General features: G+C 51.0%; 17 protein-coding genes. 5 read left to right on the forward strand and 12 right to left on the reverse strand.

What is annotated here, in order from left to right:
- Window positions 1–14: 14 nt before the first annotated feature.
- The 4 genes from DEV76_RS01520 to metG form a co-directional block, all read right to left on the reverse strand.
- A complete protein-coding gene (locus tag DEV76_RS01520) occupies window positions 15–797 on the reverse strand; it encodes an ABC transporter permease (protein WP_109694400.1) in 783 nt (260 codons plus the stop codon).
- An 11-nt stretch (window positions 798–808) separates the two neighbouring features.
- Window positions 809–1,702 (reverse strand): ABC transporter ATP-binding protein, encoded by an 894-nt coding sequence (locus tag DEV76_RS01525; RefSeq protein WP_232826844.1) that lies wholly within the window; start codon window positions 1,700–1,702, stop codon window positions 809–811.
- A gap of 30 nt (window positions 1,703–1,732) precedes the next feature.
- The gene (locus DEV76_RS01530; RefSeq protein ID WP_109694402.1) at window positions 1,733–4,132 is read right to left on the reverse strand and encodes a 3-hydroxyacyl-CoA dehydrogenase/enoyl-CoA hydratase family protein; all 2,400 of its coding nucleotides are present in this window, start codon (window positions 4,130–4,132) and stop codon (window positions 1,733–1,735) included.
- Window positions 4,133–4,240: 108 nt separating this feature from the next.
- Window positions 4,241–6,322 (reverse strand): methionine--tRNA ligase, encoded by a 2,082-nt coding sequence (metG, locus tag DEV76_RS01535; protein ID WP_109694404.1) that lies wholly within the window; start codon window positions 6,320–6,322, stop codon window positions 4,241–4,243.
- 109 nt (window positions 6,323–6,431) lie between these two features.
- Here metG and DEV76_RS01540 point away from each other — a divergent pair, with 109 nt between their 5' ends.
- Window positions 6,432–7,343, forward strand: a complete 912-nt coding sequence (locus DEV76_RS01540; RefSeq protein WP_198651908.1) for a S66 peptidase family protein — start codon at window positions 6,432–6,434, stop codon at window positions 7,341–7,343.
- 16 nt (window positions 7,344–7,359) lie between these two features.
- On the opposite strand, the gene DEV76_RS01545 is transcribed toward DEV76_RS01540, so the two are convergent.
- The 4 genes from DEV76_RS01545 to DEV76_RS01560 are packed head-to-tail and all read right to left on the reverse strand — an operon-like array spanning window position 7,360 to window position 11,220.
- Entirely contained in the window at window positions 7,360–8,178 is an 819-nt protein-coding gene (locus DEV76_RS01545) for an alpha/beta hydrolase (protein ID WP_109694406.1), read from the reverse strand.
- Window positions 8,179–8,200: 22 nt separating this feature from the next.
- Complete coding sequence (locus DEV76_RS01550) at window positions 8,201–8,980, reverse strand: alpha/beta hydrolase (RefSeq protein WP_109694408.1); 780 nt, start codon at window positions 8,978–8,980, stop codon at window positions 8,201–8,203.
- 29 nt (window positions 8,981–9,009) lie between these two features.
- The gene (locus DEV76_RS01555; protein ID WP_109694410.1) at window positions 9,010–9,816 is read right to left on the reverse strand and encodes a HesA/MoeB/ThiF family protein; all 807 of its coding nucleotides are present in this window, start codon (window positions 9,814–9,816) and stop codon (window positions 9,010–9,012) included.
- 36 nt (window positions 9,817–9,852) lie between these two features.
- Window positions 9,853–11,220 (reverse strand): sensor histidine kinase, encoded by a 1,368-nt coding sequence (locus tag DEV76_RS01560; protein ID WP_109694412.1) that lies wholly within the window; start codon window positions 11,218–11,220, stop codon window positions 9,853–9,855.
- A gap of 699 nt (window positions 11,221–11,919) precedes the next feature.
- Here DEV76_RS01560 and DEV76_RS01565 point away from each other — a divergent pair.
- Both DEV76_RS01565 and DEV76_RS01570 read left to right on the forward strand, forming a co-directional pair.
- Entirely contained in the window at window positions 11,920–12,207 is a 288-nt protein-coding gene (locus DEV76_RS01565; RefSeq protein WP_157962659.1) for a hypothetical protein, read from the forward strand.
- Window positions 12,208–12,294: 87 nt separating this feature from the next.
- Window positions 12,295–12,654 (forward strand): hypothetical protein, encoded by a 360-nt coding sequence (locus DEV76_RS01570; RefSeq protein WP_157962660.1) that lies wholly within the window; start codon window positions 12,295–12,297, stop codon window positions 12,652–12,654.
- A gap of 144 nt (window positions 12,655–12,798) precedes the next feature.
- Here the strand turns inward: DEV76_RS01570 and DEV76_RS01575 are convergent, their stop codons facing one another.
- On the reverse strand, window positions 12,799–13,350 hold the full coding sequence (locus DEV76_RS01575; RefSeq protein ID WP_109694418.1) for an iron chaperone: 552 nt from the start codon (window positions 13,348–13,350) through the stop codon (window positions 12,799–12,801).
- A 180-nt stretch (window positions 13,351–13,530) separates the two neighbouring features.
- Here DEV76_RS01575 and DEV76_RS01580 point away from each other — a divergent pair, with 180 nt between their 5' ends.
- Window positions 13,531–14,082, forward strand: a complete 552-nt coding sequence (locus DEV76_RS01580; RefSeq protein ID WP_109694420.1) for a YqgE/AlgH family protein — start codon at window positions 13,531–13,533, stop codon at window positions 14,080–14,082.
- A gap of 57 nt (window positions 14,083–14,139) precedes the next feature.
- On the opposite strand, the gene atpC is transcribed toward DEV76_RS01580, so the two are convergent.
- A complete protein-coding gene (gene atpC, locus DEV76_RS01585; RefSeq protein WP_109694422.1) occupies window positions 14,140–14,391 on the reverse strand; it encodes an ATP synthase F1 subunit epsilon in 252 nt (83 codons plus the stop codon).
- 26 nt (window positions 14,392–14,417) lie between these two features.
- Window positions 14,418–15,920 (reverse strand): F0F1 ATP synthase subunit beta, encoded by a 1,503-nt coding sequence (atpD, locus tag DEV76_RS01590; protein ID WP_109694424.1) that lies wholly within the window; start codon window positions 15,918–15,920, stop codon window positions 14,418–14,420.
- 219 nt (window positions 15,921–16,139) lie between these two features.
- On the opposite strand from atpD, the gene DEV76_RS01595 reads away from it, so the two are divergent.
- On the forward strand, window positions 16,140–17,378 hold the full coding sequence (locus DEV76_RS01595; protein ID WP_109694426.1) for an FN3 domain-containing metallophosphoesterase family protein: 1,239 nt from the start codon (window positions 16,140–16,142) through the stop codon (window positions 17,376–17,378).
- A gap of 70 nt (window positions 17,379–17,448) precedes the next feature.
- On the opposite strand, the gene DEV76_RS01600 is transcribed toward DEV76_RS01595, so the two are convergent.
- On the reverse strand, window positions 17,449–18,060 hold the full coding sequence (locus DEV76_RS01600; RefSeq protein ID WP_109694428.1) for a hypothetical protein: 612 nt from the start codon (window positions 18,058–18,060) through the stop codon (window positions 17,449–17,451).
- Between the last annotated feature and the right edge of the window lie 19 nt (window positions 18,061–18,079).

Consider the following 18,079-nt stretch of genomic DNA (forward strand, 5'->3'; position numbering starts at 1 on the left):
TTTAACCCCGGAAATCAGATATCAGACTTCTTCATTTTACGCCATCCGAGCAATCCGAAGAGGATGATCCACCCAAAGGCGATCAGCTGCAGCGTTGCTTTAGACGGAGGAGCACCGCCTTCGCGAACCAGGTTCCTTACGATCCCGGAATCGCCGGGGATAAGGCGGTCTGTACATTCCAGCGGGAGGAACACGCTGCTATGGAACTTTACCTTGAATTCGAGTAATCCCATCAGTGCCATTTCCCCGATATAGGCATACATCACATAAATGGCGATGGCTATTCCCGCCCGGCGCATATAAATGCCGAGGAAAAACGCCAGCGACAGGTAAGTCATATTCTGCACGAAAGCGTACCAGATAAACTCGGTTCCATCACCCACACTGCCACGGCCTGACTTCAATCCGAAAAACAGGGAAGTGAGTGCCATTACAGCGGTCATGAAGATGGCGGCCGATACCATGGTACCGTATTTGGCGAAAAAGAACTGCTCCCTGCTCCAGCCGTCGATAATGTTCTGGCGTACAGTGCGGAAGTTGTTCTCATTCGTCAGCGAAATAATCAGCAGGATGCCCATAACAGGCGACATCCAGCTACCCAGCCAGGCGGCTGTTTCCCATACTTTGGGGAAGCTGAAGGAAGAGAGGTATGCCGAGATCATCTGGTTCGCATTCAGCAGGATGCTTTCATACGCCCAGCAAATCAGGGGAACACCTATGAGGAAGAGGCCGGAAAGGATCCAGAAAGTGCGGTATGCCTTTACTTTCAGCCATTCTATTTTTAAGAGATCGGTCATGACGGGGGAGATTAATTGGTCAGTTCAATGAAACGCGCTTCCAGGCTCTTACGGCGCAGGGCGAGATAGTTGAGGGTGATGCCCTGTTCGAAACAGTAAGCGTTTACCTGATCGGCAGTTTGCCCGTTTTCCATTACAATCTGGAAACCACCGTTGTGACGGCGCAGAGAGCGGAGGCCCGGCAAGGCGTTTAATGCCTGTTCCAGTTTTCCTGCATCAGGGGCACTTACTTCGATCATATCTTCGCTGGACAGCACTTCATCTACATGCCCGCAGGTGAGCAATACTCCCTTTTTCATGATAGCAACGTGGGTGCAGACCTTCTCCACTTCATCGAGTAAGTGGCTGGCCATGATAACGGTAGTACCCTGCTTACCCAGTTCCCGGATCATATCCCGGATCTCTGCGATACCGGCGGGGTCGAGGCCGTTGGTAGGTTCATCGAGCAGTAATACTTCCGGATTACCCAGTAGAGCGCTGGCAATGGCGAGGCGCTGCTTCATACCGAGTGAGAAGGTGCTGAATTTTGAATCTTTCCTTTCCCACAGCCCGGCAAGTTTCAACACGCGCTCGATATCATCGTGCCCATGTTGTTTGATGGCTGCAGCTATTTCAAGATTGCGGACTGCGGAATAATAGTGGTAGAAGTTGGGTGTTTCCAGCAGGGTTCCGATGCGGCGGCGGAGTGAGTGATGCGCAGGCTGGCCAAACCAGGTATAGGTACCGGAATTGGCCTTCAGCACGTCCATCACAATTGCCAGCAGTGTTGTTTTACCGCTCCCGTTAGGGCCCAGCACGCCGAATACGCTACCGGCAGGTACGTCGAAAGACACGCCGTTAAGCGCCTGCACAGGGCCATAGCGCTTGGAGAGCTGGTGTAGGGATAGGATTTTTGTGTGTTCCAAGTTGACAGATTTGAATGGCGAAAATATACTTTAGTTGCGAACTGGCTTACCTGTTTTCAGCACGCTCTGCAATCTTTCCAGGGTTTTCCTTTCACCACAGAGGCTGAGGAATGCTTCCCTTTCCAGATCCAGCAGATACTGCTCACTCACGAGTGCCGGTTCAGACAGGTCGCCGCCGCACATAACGTACGCCAGCTTCCCTGCAATCTTTGCATCATGTTCTGAAATGTAGCGGGCAAATTTCATGGCATTGATCCCTGTGAGCATGGCTCCCAGTGCGCCACGGCCCATCACTTTAACGTCCGTCCGCTCAATGGGGCGCACATATCCCGCATCGGCCAGTTCTATTGCTTTTTGCTTCGCATCGGCAATGATACGGCTGTGGTTAAGACTCACAGCATCAATTCCATGGCGGAGAATGCCCAGCTCAAATGCTTCCTGCGCAGAGGTGGCTACCTTAGCCTGTGCAATGGTCAGGAAACGATCCTGCAGAATGGGGTTCTCGATCTGCCCTTCCTTATATTCGTCGGACGCGCGCAGCGCAAATTCTTTCGTACCGCCGCCACCGGGGATCAGGCCTACGCCCAGTTCCACCAGTCCGATATAGGATTCCGCTCCTGCCTGAACAGCATCGGCGTGAAGGCTCATTTCACAACCGCCACCCAGCGTAAGGCCGTGAGGCGCTACCACCACCGGGATGTTGGAATACCGCAAACGCATGGTACTCCGCTGGAAAAGGCGTACTGCCATATCCAGTTCATCGTACTCCTGCTCGGCAGCAAACATGAAGATCATTCCCACATTGGCACCTGCAGAAAAGTTGGCGGCATCATTAGCCAGTACCAGACCACGGAAGTCTTTCTCAGCACGGTCGATTGATTTATGCACGCCTTCCAGCACTTCGCCCCCGATGGTATTCATCTTCGTTTTCCATTCGAGGGAAAGGATGCCATCGCCCAGGTCGTACAGATTACAGGCGCTGTTCTTCCAAACGATGTTATTGGAGAGGTTTTCGAGGATGATGAATGCATCTGCCCCCGGAACCGCTTTGTATGCTTTGGAAGCGAGGTCGTAATAGAACTTCTTCCCGTTTTCTACTTTGTAAAAGCTTTTCACACCGGCTGCCAGCATTTCTTCCACCCAGGGGGCCACGGTACGGCCTTTGTCCTTAATGGTTTTGATACCATTTTCCACACCCAGCAGATCCCAGGTTTCGAATGCGCCTATCTCCCATCCGAAGCCTGCTTTCATGGCATCGTCTACCTTATACAGGTCGTCGGCGATTTCGGGAATGCGGTGGGAAATGTAGGAGAAAAGGTAGGCGTGGAAGTTCTTGTAAAACTCTCCCGCTTTATCGCCGGCGTTGGCCAGCATTTTAATACGTTGCTTCAGATCCTCCACAGGCTTTGCGGCATCGATAGATGCAAACTTCGCGCGCTGCCTGGGGCCGTATTCCATGGTCTGGAGATTAAGCGTAAGGATTTCCTTTCCGCCTTCTCCTTTTGTTTTCTTGTAAAAGCCCTGACCGGTTTTATCGCCCAGCCAGTTATTCTCCACTACCTTTTGCAGGAAGGGAGGTATTTCCATGATAGCACGTGCTTCATCGTTCGGCGCATTGTCTGCCACGCCTTTGGCCACTTTCACGAGTGTATCGATACCCACTACGTCGGCAGTACGGAAAGTAGCGGATTTAGGCCGGCCAATGATGGGGCCTGTCAGTGAATCCACTTCATCAATCCCCAGCCCCATTTCCTGCATGATGTGGAAAATAGCCATGATGGAGAAAACACCAACACGGTTAGCGATGAACGCCGGTGTGTCTTTACACAGTACGGTGGTTTTACCAAGAAAAAGGTCGCCGTAGTGCATGAGGAATTCCGTTACCGCAGGGTCGGTATGCGGCGTGGGAATGATCTCCAGTAAACGGAGATAGCGGGGCGGGTTGAAGAAGTGTGTTCCGCAGAAATGCTTTTGGAAGTCGGCACTGCGCCCTTCCGCCATGAGGTGGATGGGAATGCCGGAAGTATTGGAGGTGATGAGTGTGCCCGGTGTGCGGTATTTCTCTACCTGTTCGAACACTTTCTTTTTGATATCGAGATTTTCCACCACTACTTCAATGATCCAGTCGCATCCTGCGATGGATTTCATATCGTCGTCGAAGTTACCGGTAGTGATGTGTTTGGCTGCTTCTTTGGTATAAAGCGGGGAAGGATTGGATTTGATGGCGGCCTGCAATGCATCATTCACGATGCGGTTACGAACTGCCGGGCTTTCGAGGGTCTGGCCTTTGGCTTTCTCCTTATCATTTGGTTCTTTCGGTACAATATCCAGCAGTAAAACTTTTACGCCTACACCGGCAAAGTGGCACGCAATCCGCGAACCCATTACTCCTGAACCCAGCACAGCAACTTTATTGATCCTTCTTTGCATAATTTCCAGCTTTAGAGCAATGAATTTAGCATTTTTTACGGTTGAAAACTTGCCTGAAACGAAAAAGGCCGGCGAATCCGCCGGCCTTTTAACATTATTTTCTGAGGATCAGCTGATGCCGCTTCCCGGAGCCACAGGGGCATCGGGGTTTACGAACACGAGCTTACCGTTATCTTCTGCCATCAGGATCATGCCCTGGCTTTCGATACCGCGCATTTTGCGGGGGGCCAGGTTGGCCACCAGCGTTACCTGCCTGCCTATAATGGCTTCCGGCGCAAAGTGCTCCGCGATGCCTGATACTACAGTACGCTGCTCGCTTCCGAGGTCTACCGTGAGTTTCAGCAGTTTATCAGCTTTAGGCACCTTTTCTGCATGGGTAATGGTACCGGCACGCAGGTCCAGCTTCGCGAAATCATCGTACTGGATCTCCGCCTTGGCAGGCTTTGCTTCGGGTACAGGAGCTGCTGCAGTTGCAGCGGCGGCGGCAGACTTCTTCAGACCGGCATGCAGTTTCTCTACCTGTGCAGCCACCTGTTCGTCTTCCACCTTTTTGAACAACAGTTCGGGCGGACGCAGGGAATAACCAACGCTTACCAGCTTCATGCTGCCTGCGTTCTCCCAGTCCAGCATCTTATCCACCACTTTGAGCATATGGCAGATCTTCTGCGCCGTAAACGGCAGGAAGGGATTGAGGAAAATGGCCAGGTTAGCCGTCAGCTGCAGGCACACGTGCAGGCAGTTGTCGATCGCTTGCTGGTTCTGCTGTTGCAGCTCTGGTGTTTTAGCCAGAATCCAGGGTTGTTTTTCCTGCAGATAGCGGTTGCCTTCACGTGCCACGTTCATCACTTCAGACAGTGCATCGCGGAAGCGGTAGGTTTCCAGGTTCTCTGAAATCTTCAGCTTGGCATCCTGCAGCATGGCGAATATGGCATCGTCTGCCGCATCTTTCACAGCAGCATGCATCGGGGGCACCTTACCACCACAGAGCTTGTGCATGAGCACCATCGTACGGTTTACGAAGTTGCCGAGGTTAGCTACCAGCTCGTTGTTATTGCGGTCCTGGAAATCTTTCCAGGTAAAGTCATTGTCTTTGGTTTCAGGCGCCGTGGAGCAAAGTACGTAACGGAGCACGTCCTGCTGGTCGGGGAAATCCTGGATATAATCGTGTACCCATACTGCCCAGTTACGGGAGGTAGATACCTTTTCACCTTCGATATTGAGGAATTCGTTGGCAGGTACGTTATCAGGAACAATGAAGTTACCATGCCCTTTCAGCATCGCCGGGAAGATGATGCAGTGGAACACGATATTATCTTTCCCGATGAAGTGCACGAGGCGTGTATCTTCTTTACACCAGTAATCTGCCCAGTTATCGGTCAGTTCCTTGGTGGCGGAAATATACCCGATAGGCGCGTCGAACCAAACGTAGAGTACTTTACCTTCTGCATCGGGCAGGGGCACTTTAATACCCCAGTTACTGTCGCGCGTCATGGCACGGCTTTGCAGCCCGTTATCCAGCCAGCTTTTACATTGGCCGAATACGTTATTCTTCCATTCTTTATGCTCTTCGAGGATCCATTGTTTCAGCCAGGGCTCGTACTGCTGCAGCGGCATGTACCAGTGTTTGGTTTTGCGCTTCACAGGCACCGCGTCGCTGAGGGCGGAGCGGGGGTTAATGAGCTCATCCGGACTGAGCGAACTGCCGCAGCGCTCGCACTGGTCGCCATAAGCACGGTCGTTCCCACATTTGGGGCAGGTACCGATGATATAGCGGTCGGCCAGGAACACCTGTTTGATTTCATCAAAATATTGCTCGGACTCTCTTTCTTCGAACAGTCCTTTATCGTACATCACTTTGAAGAAATCCGCTGCCGTTTCGTGATGGATCTGGCGGGAGGTGCGGGAGAATATATCGAAAGAAATACCCATGGCCGCGAAGCTGTCGCGGATCACGGCGTAGTACTTGTCTACAATATCTTGCGGGGAGACGTTTTCCTGCATCGCCTTGATGGTGATAGGCACACCATGTTCATCGGTTCCGCAGACGAATTTCACGTCCATTTTTCTGGCTCTGAGATACCGCACGTAAATATCTGACGGCAGGTAGCATCCGGCCAGGTGCCCTATGTGCACCGGTCCGTTGGCATAGGGTAAAGCTGCCGTCACCAGGTATCTGTTAAATTTTTCCATTGGCGTATTCTCCGTTAAAAAATTGAAAATAACACTTACTTTGGTTCCCCATTGCAGGTTATTTGTGAATTTATTACTAATCTGCAAAGGTAAACTAAAGCGCTGTAGAATGATCAAAATTCCGCCATATCTGAAAAAAGGCGACCTTATAGGCATTATGTGCCCCAGTAGTAAAATGGAGCTCCAGGCGGCTGAATATGCGGCAGAAGTACTGCGGTCCTGGGGCTACCGGGTTCATCTCGGTATCACGGTAGGTACCAGTTTCCATAATTTCTCCGCTCCGGACGAGCTCCGGCTCGAAGAACTCCAGGATATGCTGGACGATAAAGAGATAAAAGCCATCCTTTTCGGCCGTGGCGGATACGGCATGGTTTGTATCCTCGACCGGATCAACTTTTCCCGCTTCCGCAAGCATCCCAAATGGCTTTGCGGATACAGCGACATCACCGTACTGCACACCCACCTCCTCGAACAGCATAAAACCGCCAGCCTGCATACCCTTATGTGCAGCGGCATCTCCTCCTCCACAAAGGATAATGACTATGTAGCCAGCCTGAGAGACGCACTTTCCGGCAAACGAAGCCGCTATTCCACAGCCGCGCATGACATGAACCGTTCCGGCAAAGCCACCGGAGCCCTTGTAGGTGGTAACCTCACCCTCCTTTCCAATGTTTCAGGCACGCCTTCACAGCCCAAAACCAAAGGCAGGATTCTCGTACTGGAAGATATCGGCGAATACCGCTATAATATCGACCGTATGATGTATAACCTCAAACGGGCAGGATGGCTCGATGAGCTGGCCGGTCTCGTGGTAGGCTCCTTCGCCGACCCGCGCGAAACCGATACCCCCTTCGGGCAAACGGAGTTCGAGATCATCAGGAACCTGGTAGCGGAATACGATTACCCCGTATGCTACAACTTCCCCGTAGGGCATCAGGACGAGAACTACGCGCTCAAAATGGGTGTTCCCCATGAGCTGAAGGTTTCCCCCCGCGGTGTTTCCCTAACGGAAGTGCGCTAAACACGCAGTAAAGCTGCTATAACTGCAGCAGGGAATCAAGTTTCTGGTGGAAGAATGGGTAGTCGCTCAGGTTATTATGCTCCCCGTCTTTAATGGTAAACAGGGTATCGCCCCGTTTGAAGTGGGCTTTCAGCTTTATGCCGGAGGCATAGGGCACCGTTTCGTCTTCCGTACCATGGAAGATGGCAACGGGAGCGGTTACTTTAGGGAGGTATTCGTTGGTAGGCAGCTTAAACTTCAGCAGAAGGCTATAGGGGTAGATGGGCGCTGCTTCGGCAGCTACATCTCCTATATTATAATAGGGTGTTTCCAGTATAAGGCGGCGGCAATCGCGGACCGATGCCAGCTGGGTGGCGATCCCCGTTCCGAGAGATTTCCCGTATATCACGATCTGGTGAGGTGCAAAGCGGGTACGGGCCACTTTGTACATGAGGAGCGCATCTTCATACATGGCTTCTTCCGTAAGCCGGCCCGTGCTTTTCCCGAATTCCCGGTAATCCATAATCAGCACATCATACCCGTTCCGGGTAAAATTGGGCATATACTTCGCATACCGGTTAATATTGGCTGAATTCCCATGGAAATACAGCACCATCCCCCTTGGCCGCTCCGCTTTGAACAATACCGCACTCAGCTTCACTTTCTTATTCACCGGGATCAGCATCTCCTGGAAGGGTACATCGAACTTATACTGGTAATTGGCCGGCAGCACTTCCGGATGAAACAGCAGCCTGTCCTGTACAAAATACAGTCCGATACCTGCTGCCAGGTACACGGCGATAGCCCAGATGGCGATGGTTTTGAGATGCTTAAGTATGGCGGTCAGCTGCGGCATTGGTTTGTTTTTAAAGGGGTGGCTACTCCTGCAGGATGTCGCGGATGAACGTATGGTATTCCGGGAAAGACGAAAGATTGTTGTGCCCTCCTCCTTTAATGCGTATCAGCGTCACCTTTCCGGGATTCAGATCGCGGAGGCTTTCACTGTGCCGGATAGGGATCAGCCTGTCTTTCGTTCCGTGCAGGATGTAGGTATGACAGTTCACCTTGCGGATCCATTGATCGGCGCGGAGGTGGTACTTCAACACCCATGTTACCGGTAAAATAGGCAAAAAACGTTTGACGACGCGGGTAAAACTGTAATATGGTGCGTGAAGGATGCAGTAACGGGGCCGGTTATCGCAGGCCAGCTTCACTGCAAAGCCGCTTCCCATGCTCCGCCCGTAAACGAGCATATGGCTTTCCGGGTACTTTGCCAGCTGGGCATCGTATACAAACTGGGCATCTTTCAGCAGCTGAGACTCCGTGCGCCTGCCGGTACTTTTCCCGAAGCCCCTGTAATCCACCATTAATACATCATACCCGTGGCGGGTATAATCGCGGGCATACTTCCCCCAACCTTTGATGCTGCGGGTATTGCCATGGAAGTAAAGGAGCAGCCCCCGCGGCGCTTCCACGGTAAAATGCAGTCCATTCAGCCTTACTCCGGGTTCGGGATCGAAAAAGAGCTCTTCGAAAGGCTGGTCGTAACGGAAGATGAAATCGGGGCGTAGTTTTTCCGGCTTCCAGATGAAGCGGTCCTGGATAATGAAAACCAGTACGATGACAATGATATAACCGGCGAGGATGTAATAAACCATACAGGACCGGGGTATTGGGTAAAAACGGGTCAGTCTTCCACATCCGGAACGATCTCCAGGCCGTAATCGTCGGCAGAGAGCAATCCGTTATCCTTCACGCCCTGTATCTTGGCCGGATCGGAATGGAGGTCGCGCACTTCGAACTGATGATGCAGGTAGTTGAAGGTATGTAATTTCCCTGCTAGTCCGGGTACACCCGCCAGGTATTTGATGATCTCATTGACCATCAGGAGGGCTGTTGCACCATGGGTAGCGCCCATGGCACCGGCATCGAAATTGCGGAAATCATCTACCAGGAACTCGTTGCAGCGATAAGAGGCAGCAGGCCCGCCATTTACCGGCAGCATATTGAACCCGCCCCACCAGGCCGTCCAGTTATGTACTTCTCCCATTACAAAGGGCTTACCCTCCAGCATACACGCATCATTCACCACGAGGTGGGTAGGCCGGTGCTGTGAGCAGTCCACCACCAGGTCGAATCCCTGAATTACCTGCAGGGCATTATCGGGGCGTACCTGTATCAGTAAGGGGTAGTGTTTGTTCCAGGGGTTGAGGGAGAAGAGGCGGCTGGCAGCCATTTTAGCTTTGTGCTTGCGCAGGTCCTGCATGTTGAACAGTGGCTGACGGTGGAAGTCTTCTTCCAGCACCACACCATAATCTGCAATTCCGATCACTCCCACGCCGGCAGCGCTGAGGTATTGGGCAATGGGGCTTCCCAATCCGCCCGCCCCAATGATGAGGATGCGTGCTTTCTTCAGTTGCTCCTGCATCTGCACGCCCATGCCGGGCACTGCGATCGGATGCTTATATCTGTGCAATTCTTTTTCTGACAACATGATCTGCTACGGTCTGATTTCCAACGCAAAGATAACCTACTCTTGCGGAAACTCCATTGTAAAACGGCTCCCCTTTCCTAAAACGCTTTCCACGCGAATTTTACCCTTATGCGCATCCACGATGGCTTTTACATAGCTAAGCCCAAGACCGAAGCCTTTTACGTTGTGAACGTTGCCGGTGTGTGCACGGTAGAATTTCTCGAAGATGCGGGATACGGTATCACGCGTCATCCCTATACCGTTATCAGCGATGGAGATGACGAGATGCTTGCGTGTGTTGGAGGTGGTGATGCGGATCTCCAGATTGTCTTTCGAATACTTGATAGCATTATCGAGCAGATTGAAGATCAGGTTGGAGAAATGCACTTCGTCTGCTTTAAGGATAGGCTGGATGGCATTCAGCTGAAGATCCACCCGCCCGTTTTTGCCGTCGAGCTGGAGGCGGAGGTTATCGATGGTATGTGTGATGAGCTGGTGAACGTCGATAGGCTGCAGGTTGGGGGAAAGCTCTTCCTTTTCCATGAGGGCGGATTGGAGGATGGATTCCACCTGCTTGTTCATACGCTTATTTTCATCCTTGATGATGCCTGAGAAGTAGCGGATTTTCTCTTTGTTTTCCATGACACGTTCGTTACCGATGGCGTCTATTGCGAGAGAGATAGTGGCCAGCGGTGTTTTGAGTTCGTGGGTCATGTTGTTGATGAAATCGCTTTTGATTTCAGAGAGTTTTTTCTGCCCGAGCATAGTGCGTATGGTGAGTGCGAAAGCCGTTACGATGATGATAGTGAACAGGATGCTGCCGAAGATCATCCACCCGAGGGATTTGAATACGGTGAGGCTGCTTTGCGGTACAAAAACGTGGAGCACTTCCATGGTGGGGGAAGCGAAGTTTTCTGCTAGCGGCACAATGATTTCCTGGTATAATGCAGAGTCCATTTCCCGGCGGCGGAGGCGTTCTACAAAGTGGCGGGATGCAAGCTGGATGCTGGTTCTGTACTGTGTGCCTGTTTCAATCCCTGATTCGATACCGAACTCGAAGAGGGTATCCAGTTTCCGTTCTTTCATCGCTTTGCGGAGTACGGAAGAAACTTCATTTACATCTACCTGTGCGGAGATGGGAATAAGCGGTTTGATGAAGTTATCGGAGAGAGGATCCAGCGACAGTCTGCCGGAAGCTACGCCGTCTTTATTCCTGTCAATCTGAATACGTGTAACGGGAGTGAGAGAACGGCTCAGGAGCTCATTACCTGCGGCGAGGACGGCTTCAGTCATCTTCTGTTCTTTCTCTTCTTTCCTGATGTGGGCAGCATTACGAATCCAGCTAAACTGTATGTAGATGATACCCAGAAGAGAGAGAGTAATCAGGGAAATTATGACAGGAAATATCTTTTTTAACGGCAACATTCTGAAAAGCTATGAAACGATAAATATAGGGAAAAAACTCCCTTATAACGGTAATTGCTATAGCAACTGTGATACAAAATTATAGGGGTATATAGTACAATGGGGGGCACTGCTGTTAAAAAACATCACTTTAACGTAATTTTAACGGGGAAATTGCGCGGTTATTAAGTGTACTTTACATACCTTTGTTCTGTGATCTGGTACCAAATTTGCTACTGGATTACAATACAAAGAAGCGAATAAACTTTCTACATACATCGACGTGGATTCGTTCCATAAGCGATTTAGATTTTGGTTGATAAAATGGTAAGGGATCTGTCTAGGTCCCTTTTTTTATTGCTTCAACTTCCCAATATAACTTATTGTAAAACAGCAGTATGGAATCCTTACGATTCCGTGCCCCCCTTTTTGTGCTGCCGGAACTCATAACGCAGGATGAAGACATCCTATTGCCTTTCATATTACCGAATTGTGGAAACTGTGGAAAAACTGCCGTAGCCCAGGGTGAGAATATCCCCGATTTCCGGAGATTATGTGATTCATAAATAATAAAGAAGAGTGAAGGCCACTGGAGGCTTTCGGGTATATATACCTGTTGAACAGTATCAAAACTAGAGCAAAGGAATCTCCGGAATTCGGAGGTGGTATTTTTTGCATTGATTTCGGCTTTAAATTGAACCCGAAATCAAAAAACCACTTATGGACTCATTATTTTTCGTAACCGGGGCACTTATCTACGTGTATTGTATGTGGAGTTACATTCTGATACTATCTGCAGAGCTGCTATACGGTGATGTATACTATGCCATAGCACACCGCCATCCGGATAGCATGCAGGAATTCACCGGGCCCTACTCCGGTAAAAAGGTCAGGCTTTATGTGCACCGGGAAAACCCTCCGGAATGGATTGAGAAAGCGAAGGAAATCCAGCATGAGATCCACATTCAATACCACGCTTATCACCTGAAAAGATTACAGAAACACTAAACCCATTGACCATTGTTTTTTAACCCTCAGCCACCCAATGCTTTGAAATTGAGGCTGGCAGCTACAATAGGCGGCATTTTCAGCGGAATGTCCTTGCTATACTATTATCAGGAGCAGGAAGCATCCGGCACTGTTCCCCCAATATGGCTGTTATACCTGTCACCTACCTGCTCAGTATTATTGAAGTCGTGCTGCTACTACTTGCTCATCCGGCTGGATGAATATATTACTTCCCGGAAGATCAGGAAGCGAAAAGCCCTGGTAGATAATAACATATCGATTTCTGCCAGCCGTGAAAACATTAGTAAGGCACACGCCGCTTATCTCCAACGCAGGCAAACTGACGCAGACAGGAGTGTGATTGAATATCATCACGCCATGTTACAGAAAGCACTTCGTAAGCCGTCGGAGCATACCGGGCACAGTAATCCCGAGAATGATGACTGATAGCTTCAGGCTTTCTATATACAGCAGCCTTGCAGGAGATTTTTTGGGATATGCAGTTACACTACAGGCGCTTTGTTTTAGCTGCACCTTCAGCTTCCCTTTATGTACAGCCTCAGTATTTGTAATATGCTATGCAGGAGCTTTCTATTTAGCCCCGGCCTTCTTAGCGGGCGCAGTTGCTTTAGCAGCTGGAGCTTTTCCTTTTGTGACAGTCTTTGCATTGGCAGCAGGCTTCGCAGAATCGTTCCCTTTTGTGGCAGCCTTTGCTTTAGCAGCAGGCTTTCCAGTTGCCTTTTCTTTAGCCGCAGCTTTATTTGCAGGCTTAGCTTTCTGTGGGGCTGCCTTTTGCTCATCCAAACGGAACTTCACCATACGGCCTATCAGCTCCAGCGGGAGTGGTTCGCTTTTAGGCAGCTGCACCACGCTTTTAGATTGCTGGTATCCGGCCAGTTCTTTGGCGAATGCGGTAAATACCGTGAAAGGGGGCGGGAAGGCGAGGGAATAATGCTCCTTAAAACCGGAAAAATAGATCACATATCCAATTTCCTTGTAAGCAGGTATCTGGTAACTGATCACTTCTTCCGCATTGGGTGCTGCCTTTTGGATAGCTTTACGGATTTTCGTCAATGCAGCCTGATCTTCTGCGCTAAAAGTAGCAATGTATTCATCTACGGATTGAAAGTTTGTTTTTGCCATGGGTATTGCGGGTTTTGTTATCTCAAAAATACCTCCCTGCAATGGAATGCAGGAATGGCAGACGCGACAAAAAACGGGCATATTGCGTCGCAGGCAATACTTTCCCCTAAAAAACAGGCTGCCAATTGCCGATAGTTGGCCGGAGTTGGTTAAATTTGGTTAGAGCTTAAGGAATAAGGTATGGAACAACTTGCGCCTGGAATATTGCTGATTGCGGACCCCTTCCTGAAAGATCCGAATTTCGCCAGAACGGTGATTTTACTATGTGAACATCAGGAAGAAGGCAGCTTTGGCTTCGTGGTAAACCGCCCGTTCGATCATAAACTGGATGAGCTCATCCCCGCCGTGGTAACACCCAATATACCCGTCTTTTTCGGCGGCCCCGTTCAACTCGACACCGTTCACTTCATTCACCAGCTACCCGACCTTATAGAAGGCGGATTCGAGGTTTTCCCCGGACTTTACTGGGGAGGCGACTTTGCCACCGTGGTGGAACTCATTAACCGCGGAGAGCTGGATATGCAGAAGATCAAATTCTTCATCGGCTACTCCGGATGGGCCAGCGGCCAGCTGGAAGGTGAGCTGAACGAGAAGAGCTGGATACTCTCCCGCATCACCCCTCCCCTCCTTTTCAATGGCAATGAAGAGGAGATCTGGAAACAGTCTCTCCAGAAGCTGGGTAACAACTTCGCACTGATGGCCAACTTCCCGATCGATCCCTCACTCAACTGATTCCATAAAAAAAGCCGGGCATCACTGCCCGGCTTTATAATGTATAGCCTTTGAGAATTACTGGGCGGTGGCGCCTTCTACCAGCACCGTCGCCTTGTTATTCAGCACTTCTACGAACCCGCCCTCGATGGAGTAGTGATCCGCATGGCTCTTATCTTTCAGCACCTTCATTTTGCCTTTACCCAGGGCAGCAATCAGTGGAGCGTGGCGGTCCAGTACTTCGAAAGACCCGTCTACGCCCGGCAGCTGGATGCCGTATACTTCTCCTGTGTACAGCTTTTTTTCCGGTGTTAATATTTCCAATAACATGTTAATCGGTTTAGTGATGTCGGCACTTATTTAGTAGCAGCCGCAAGCAGTTTCTTGCCTTTTTCGATGGCATCGTCGATCGTACCTACCAGGTTAAAGGCAGCTTCCGGATACTCATCCACTTCGCCGTCCATGATCATATTGAAGCCGCGGATGGTTTCCTCGATGGGAACCAGTACGCCTTTCAGACCGGTGAACTGCTCTGCTACGTGGAAGGGCTGGGAAAGGAAACGTTCCACACGGCGTGCGCGGGATACGGTCAGCTTGTCATCGTCGCTCAGCTCGTCCATACCCAGGATCGCGATGATGTCCTGCAGCTCCTTATAGCGCTGGAGGATCATTTTCACACGTTGTGCGGTATTGTAGTGAGAATCACCCACGATTGAAGGGGAAAGGATACGGCTGGTAGAATCCAGGGGATCCACAGCAGGATAGATACCCTTATCCGCGATCTTACGGGAAAGTACCGTAGTAGCGTCAAGGTGGGAGAAGGTAGTAGCCGGAGCAGGGTCAGTCAGGTCATCCGCAGGTACATATACCGCCTGTACGGAGGTAATTGAACCGTTTTTGGTGGATGTGATACGTTCCTGCATCAGACCCATTTCAGTGGCCAGGGTAGGCTGGTAACCTACTGCAGAGGGCATACGGCCCAGCAGAGCGGATACTTCGGAACCTGCCTGGGTGAAACGGAAGATGTTATCTACGAAGAACAGGATGTCGCGGCCGCTGCCTGCAGTACCGTCGCCATCACGGAAGTATTCCGCCATGGTGAGGCCGGAGAGGGCTACACGGGCACGGGCTCCGGGAGGTTCGTTCATCTGACCGAACACGAAGGTAGCCTGTGAGTTCTTCAGTTCATTCTGGTCTACAGCGGAGAGGTCCCAGCCGCCGTGTTCCATAGATTCTTTAAATTTATCACCGTAGCGAACGATGTTGGCTTCGATCATCTCACGCATCAGATCGTTCCCTTCACGGGTACGCTCACCTACACCGGCAAATACGGAGAGACCGGCGTGGCCTTTCGCGATGTTGTTGATCAGCTCCTGGATCAGTACGGTTTTACCTACACCCGCACCGCCGAACAGACCAATTTTACCACCTTTTGCATAAGGCTCGATCAGGTCAATTACCTTGATACCGGTAAACAGCACTTCGGTGTCGGTTGCCAGGTCCTCGAAACGGGGAGGCATCCGGTGGATCGGGGCGCCATTGGTAGCGTCCAGCTGGCCGAGACCATCGATAGCCTCGCCCACCACGTTGAACAAACGGCCTTTAATGGCATCACCGGTAGGCATCTTGATAGGAGCACCTTTGTCAGACACTGCCATACCGCGTACCAGACCCTCAGTGGAATCCATGGCTACGGTGCGAACGCTGTCTTCACCCAGGTGCTGCTGAACCTCCAGAATCACCTTCTGGCCGTTTTCACGGGTGAGCTCAAGCGCGTTGTAAATTTCCGGCAATTTTCCTTCAAAATGCACGTCCACAACGGGACCGATGATTTGTTTGATCTTACCTGTATTAGGCATATTTGTTAGTTGTTTATAGTACGCAAGTAAAATGTGCTAATGCAAAATTTCGCGCAAAGGTAATCATTGAAGCCTGAAAACCCAAAATTCCGGGAATTTGATTTAGGCTGATTTTCGTCAGTTTTCACGCGGAGGAAACAAATATATATTAATTACACTCAATAAGTTGGCATTTCCCAAAGGTGCAACTTATTTTTAAGGCCATAATACTCTTTAAGCATGCATAACGATAAGCCTACCCTTCCACGCAGGAAATTCCTCGGCAATCTGACAAAAGCCGGCCTGTTCGGCGCAGCCGCCCTTACGCCCGGCGCCCTCACCGCCGCAACTGCCATTGCCGCCAATCCGGCAGATGAAGCCCCCGCCCCGGGGGAACACGCCTTCCTCTGCCAACCCTACCTCCAGCACCCCATGCCCAACGGCATGACCGTAATGTGGCTCAGCAACAAGCCCACCTACAGCTGGGTGGAATACGGGGAAACAGCAGCCCTCGGCTCCACCGCCCGCCACGCCAGCGCCGGTATCGTAGACTCCTACAACAACCTCCACCGCATACGCCTCTCCGGACTTAAACCCGGTACCACCTATCATTACCGGGTTCATTCTAAGGAGATCGCGGAGTTCAGGCCGTATAAACTCACCTATGGCGACACTATCACTTCCGACATCTTCACCTTCACCACCCCGGCCCTTAAACCCGCCGAAGTGTCCTGGCTGGTAATGAACGATATACACGACCGCCCTGAATCCATCCCCCACCTCACCGGGCTGAACAAAGACCCTTACGACTTTGTGTTCTTTAACGGTGATGTGTTTGATTACCAGGAAGATGAGAAGCAGATCATAGACCACCTCCTGGCCCCGGCAGGTAAAGCCTTCGCTTCCACCAAACCCTTCATATTCACCCGCGGCAACCACGAAACCCGTGGCAAATACCGCCGGGAGCTGGCCAATTACTTCGATGGCGAGTATGTTTTCGACCGTACCTGGGGCCCCGTTCACTTCACCGTGCTCGATACCGGGGAAGATAAACCGGACGACCACCCCGTTTATGCCGGCATCGTGAATTTCGATGAATACCGCCGCGAACAGGCCGAGAACCTGAAAAGGATCGTTGCCTCCCCTGCTTTTAAGAAAGCCAAGTTCCGGGTGGTAATGATGCATATTCCGCATTATTACTCGGGCGACTGGCACGGCCCCATGCACTGCCGCGAAATGTTCGGGGACACCTTCGAGAAAGCGGGTATCGACCTTTTCATTGCCGGGCACACTCACAGAATGGGTATCCACCAGCCCGTTAAAGGCCAGCACTCCTACCCGATCGTGATCGGTGGCGGGCCCAAAGACGGCAACCGTACCCTTATCAAAGTAAAAGCCACGGAGAAAGACCTGAAGCTGGTAATGCTGAAAGATGATGGCTCCGAATTCGGGAAAGTGGAACTGAAAAGCAAACGCTGATTAAAAGTAAATGACAGAAAAAAGGAGGCCACCAAATGGGGCCTCCTTTCTCATGTATGTTTAAGGATAATTATTTCTGCAGCGTATCCGCCGGTTTAGCCTTGGGTACACAGGCCCAGGGATCTTCATCTCCCGGGAGTGCCCGTTTATCAACAGACCAGCAGAAGTTCATGGGCTGACTGGTTACACTCATGAGGCGGATGTTCACTTTCGTGCCCTTCCGGGAATTACTGGCCTGAATGGTTCGCGAGCCCTTTTCGGGGATATTATGGATGGTGTATGGCTCCGATTTGAACACCGCACCGTTGCCACGGAGGTATTCTACCACTACCACCGCATTGTCTATGGGATATTCCGTCTGGTTCCGCAAGGTAATCTCCAGGTTCTTTATGCCTCCAAGGAACCCGGTTTTGTAATCTCCCGTGTGCAGGGTGATGTATTGCTTCCAGTTGCGCCGGAAATACTCGCGGCGGTCTACGAAGGTGGCCTGCATTTGCAGCTGCATATCTTTCCTGTCGGCAATCTGCCGGGTAGTACGGCTACTAAGCTGCAGCCTGTCTTTCAGTTCTTTGTTCTCGCGGATGAGCCCGGCATTCACCCGCAGTAATTGGCGGGAGCGGTTATAGTCGTGGCAGGATTTGATACCCAGAGCCACGGCCAGCACGGATAAAGCAGCGATCATAATCCAGTTTGGGCGCATA

Source organism: Chitinophaga deserti (genome assembly GCF_003149455.1).
Taxonomy (GTDB): Bacteria; Bacteroidota; Bacteroidia; order Chitinophagales; family Chitinophagaceae; genus Chitinophaga; species Chitinophaga deserti.

Bases quoted from the DNA above. Each gene is read 5' to 3' on its own strand.
- DEV76_RS01520 (WP_109694400.1), bottom strand. From the start codon at position 797: ATGACCGATCTCTTAAAAATAGAATGGCTGAAAGTAAAGGCATACCGC.
- DEV76_RS01530 (WP_109694402.1), bottom strand. From the start codon at position 4,132: ATGCAAAGAAGGATCAATAAAGTTGCTGTGCTGGGTTCAGGAGTAATG.
- metG (WP_109694404.1), bottom strand. From the start codon at position 6,322: ATGGAAAAATTTAACAGATACCTGGTGACGGCAGCTTTACCCTATGCC.
- DEV76_RS01540 (WP_198651908.1), top strand. From the start codon at position 6,432: ATGATCAAAATTCCGCCATATCTGAAAAAAGGCGACCTTATAGGCATT.
- DEV76_RS01545 (WP_109694406.1), bottom strand. From the start codon at position 8,178: ATGCCGCAGCTGACCGCCATACTTAAGCATCTCAAAACCATCGCCATC.
- DEV76_RS01550 (WP_109694408.1), bottom strand. From the start codon at position 8,980: ATGGTTTATTACATCCTCGCCGGTTATATCATTGTCATCGTACTGGTT.
- DEV76_RS01555 (WP_109694410.1), bottom strand. From the start codon at position 9,816: ATGTTGTCAGAAAAAGAATTGCACAGATATAAGCATCCGATCGCAGTG.
- DEV76_RS01560 (WP_109694412.1), bottom strand. From the start codon at position 11,220: ATGTTGCCGTTAAAAAAGATATTTCCTGTCATAATTTCCCTGATTACT.
- DEV76_RS01565 (WP_157962659.1), top strand. From the start codon at position 11,920: ATGGACTCATTATTTTTCGTAACCGGGGCACTTATCTACGTGTATTGT.
- DEV76_RS01570 (WP_157962660.1), top strand. From the start codon at position 12,295: ATGTCCTTGCTATACTATTATCAGGAGCAGGAAGCATCCGGCACTGTT.
- DEV76_RS01575 (WP_109694418.1), bottom strand. From the start codon at position 13,350: ATGGCAAAAACAAACTTTCAATCCGTAGATGAATACATTGCTACTTTT.
- DEV76_RS01580 (WP_109694420.1), top strand. From the start codon at position 13,531: ATGGAACAACTTGCGCCTGGAATATTGCTGATTGCGGACCCCTTCCTG.
- atpC (WP_109694422.1), bottom strand. From the start codon at position 14,391: ATGTTATTGGAAATATTAACACCGGAAAAAAAGCTGTACACAGGAGAA.
- atpD (WP_109694424.1), bottom strand. From the start codon at position 15,920: ATGCCTAATACAGGTAAGATCAAACAAATCATCGGTCCCGTTGTGGAC.
- DEV76_RS01595 (WP_109694426.1), top strand. From the start codon at position 16,140: ATGCATAACGATAAGCCTACCCTTCCACGCAGGAAATTCCTCGGCAAT.
- DEV76_RS01600 (WP_109694428.1), bottom strand. From the start codon at position 18,060: ATGATCGCTGCTTTATCCGTGCTGGCCGTGGCTCTGGGTATCAAATCC.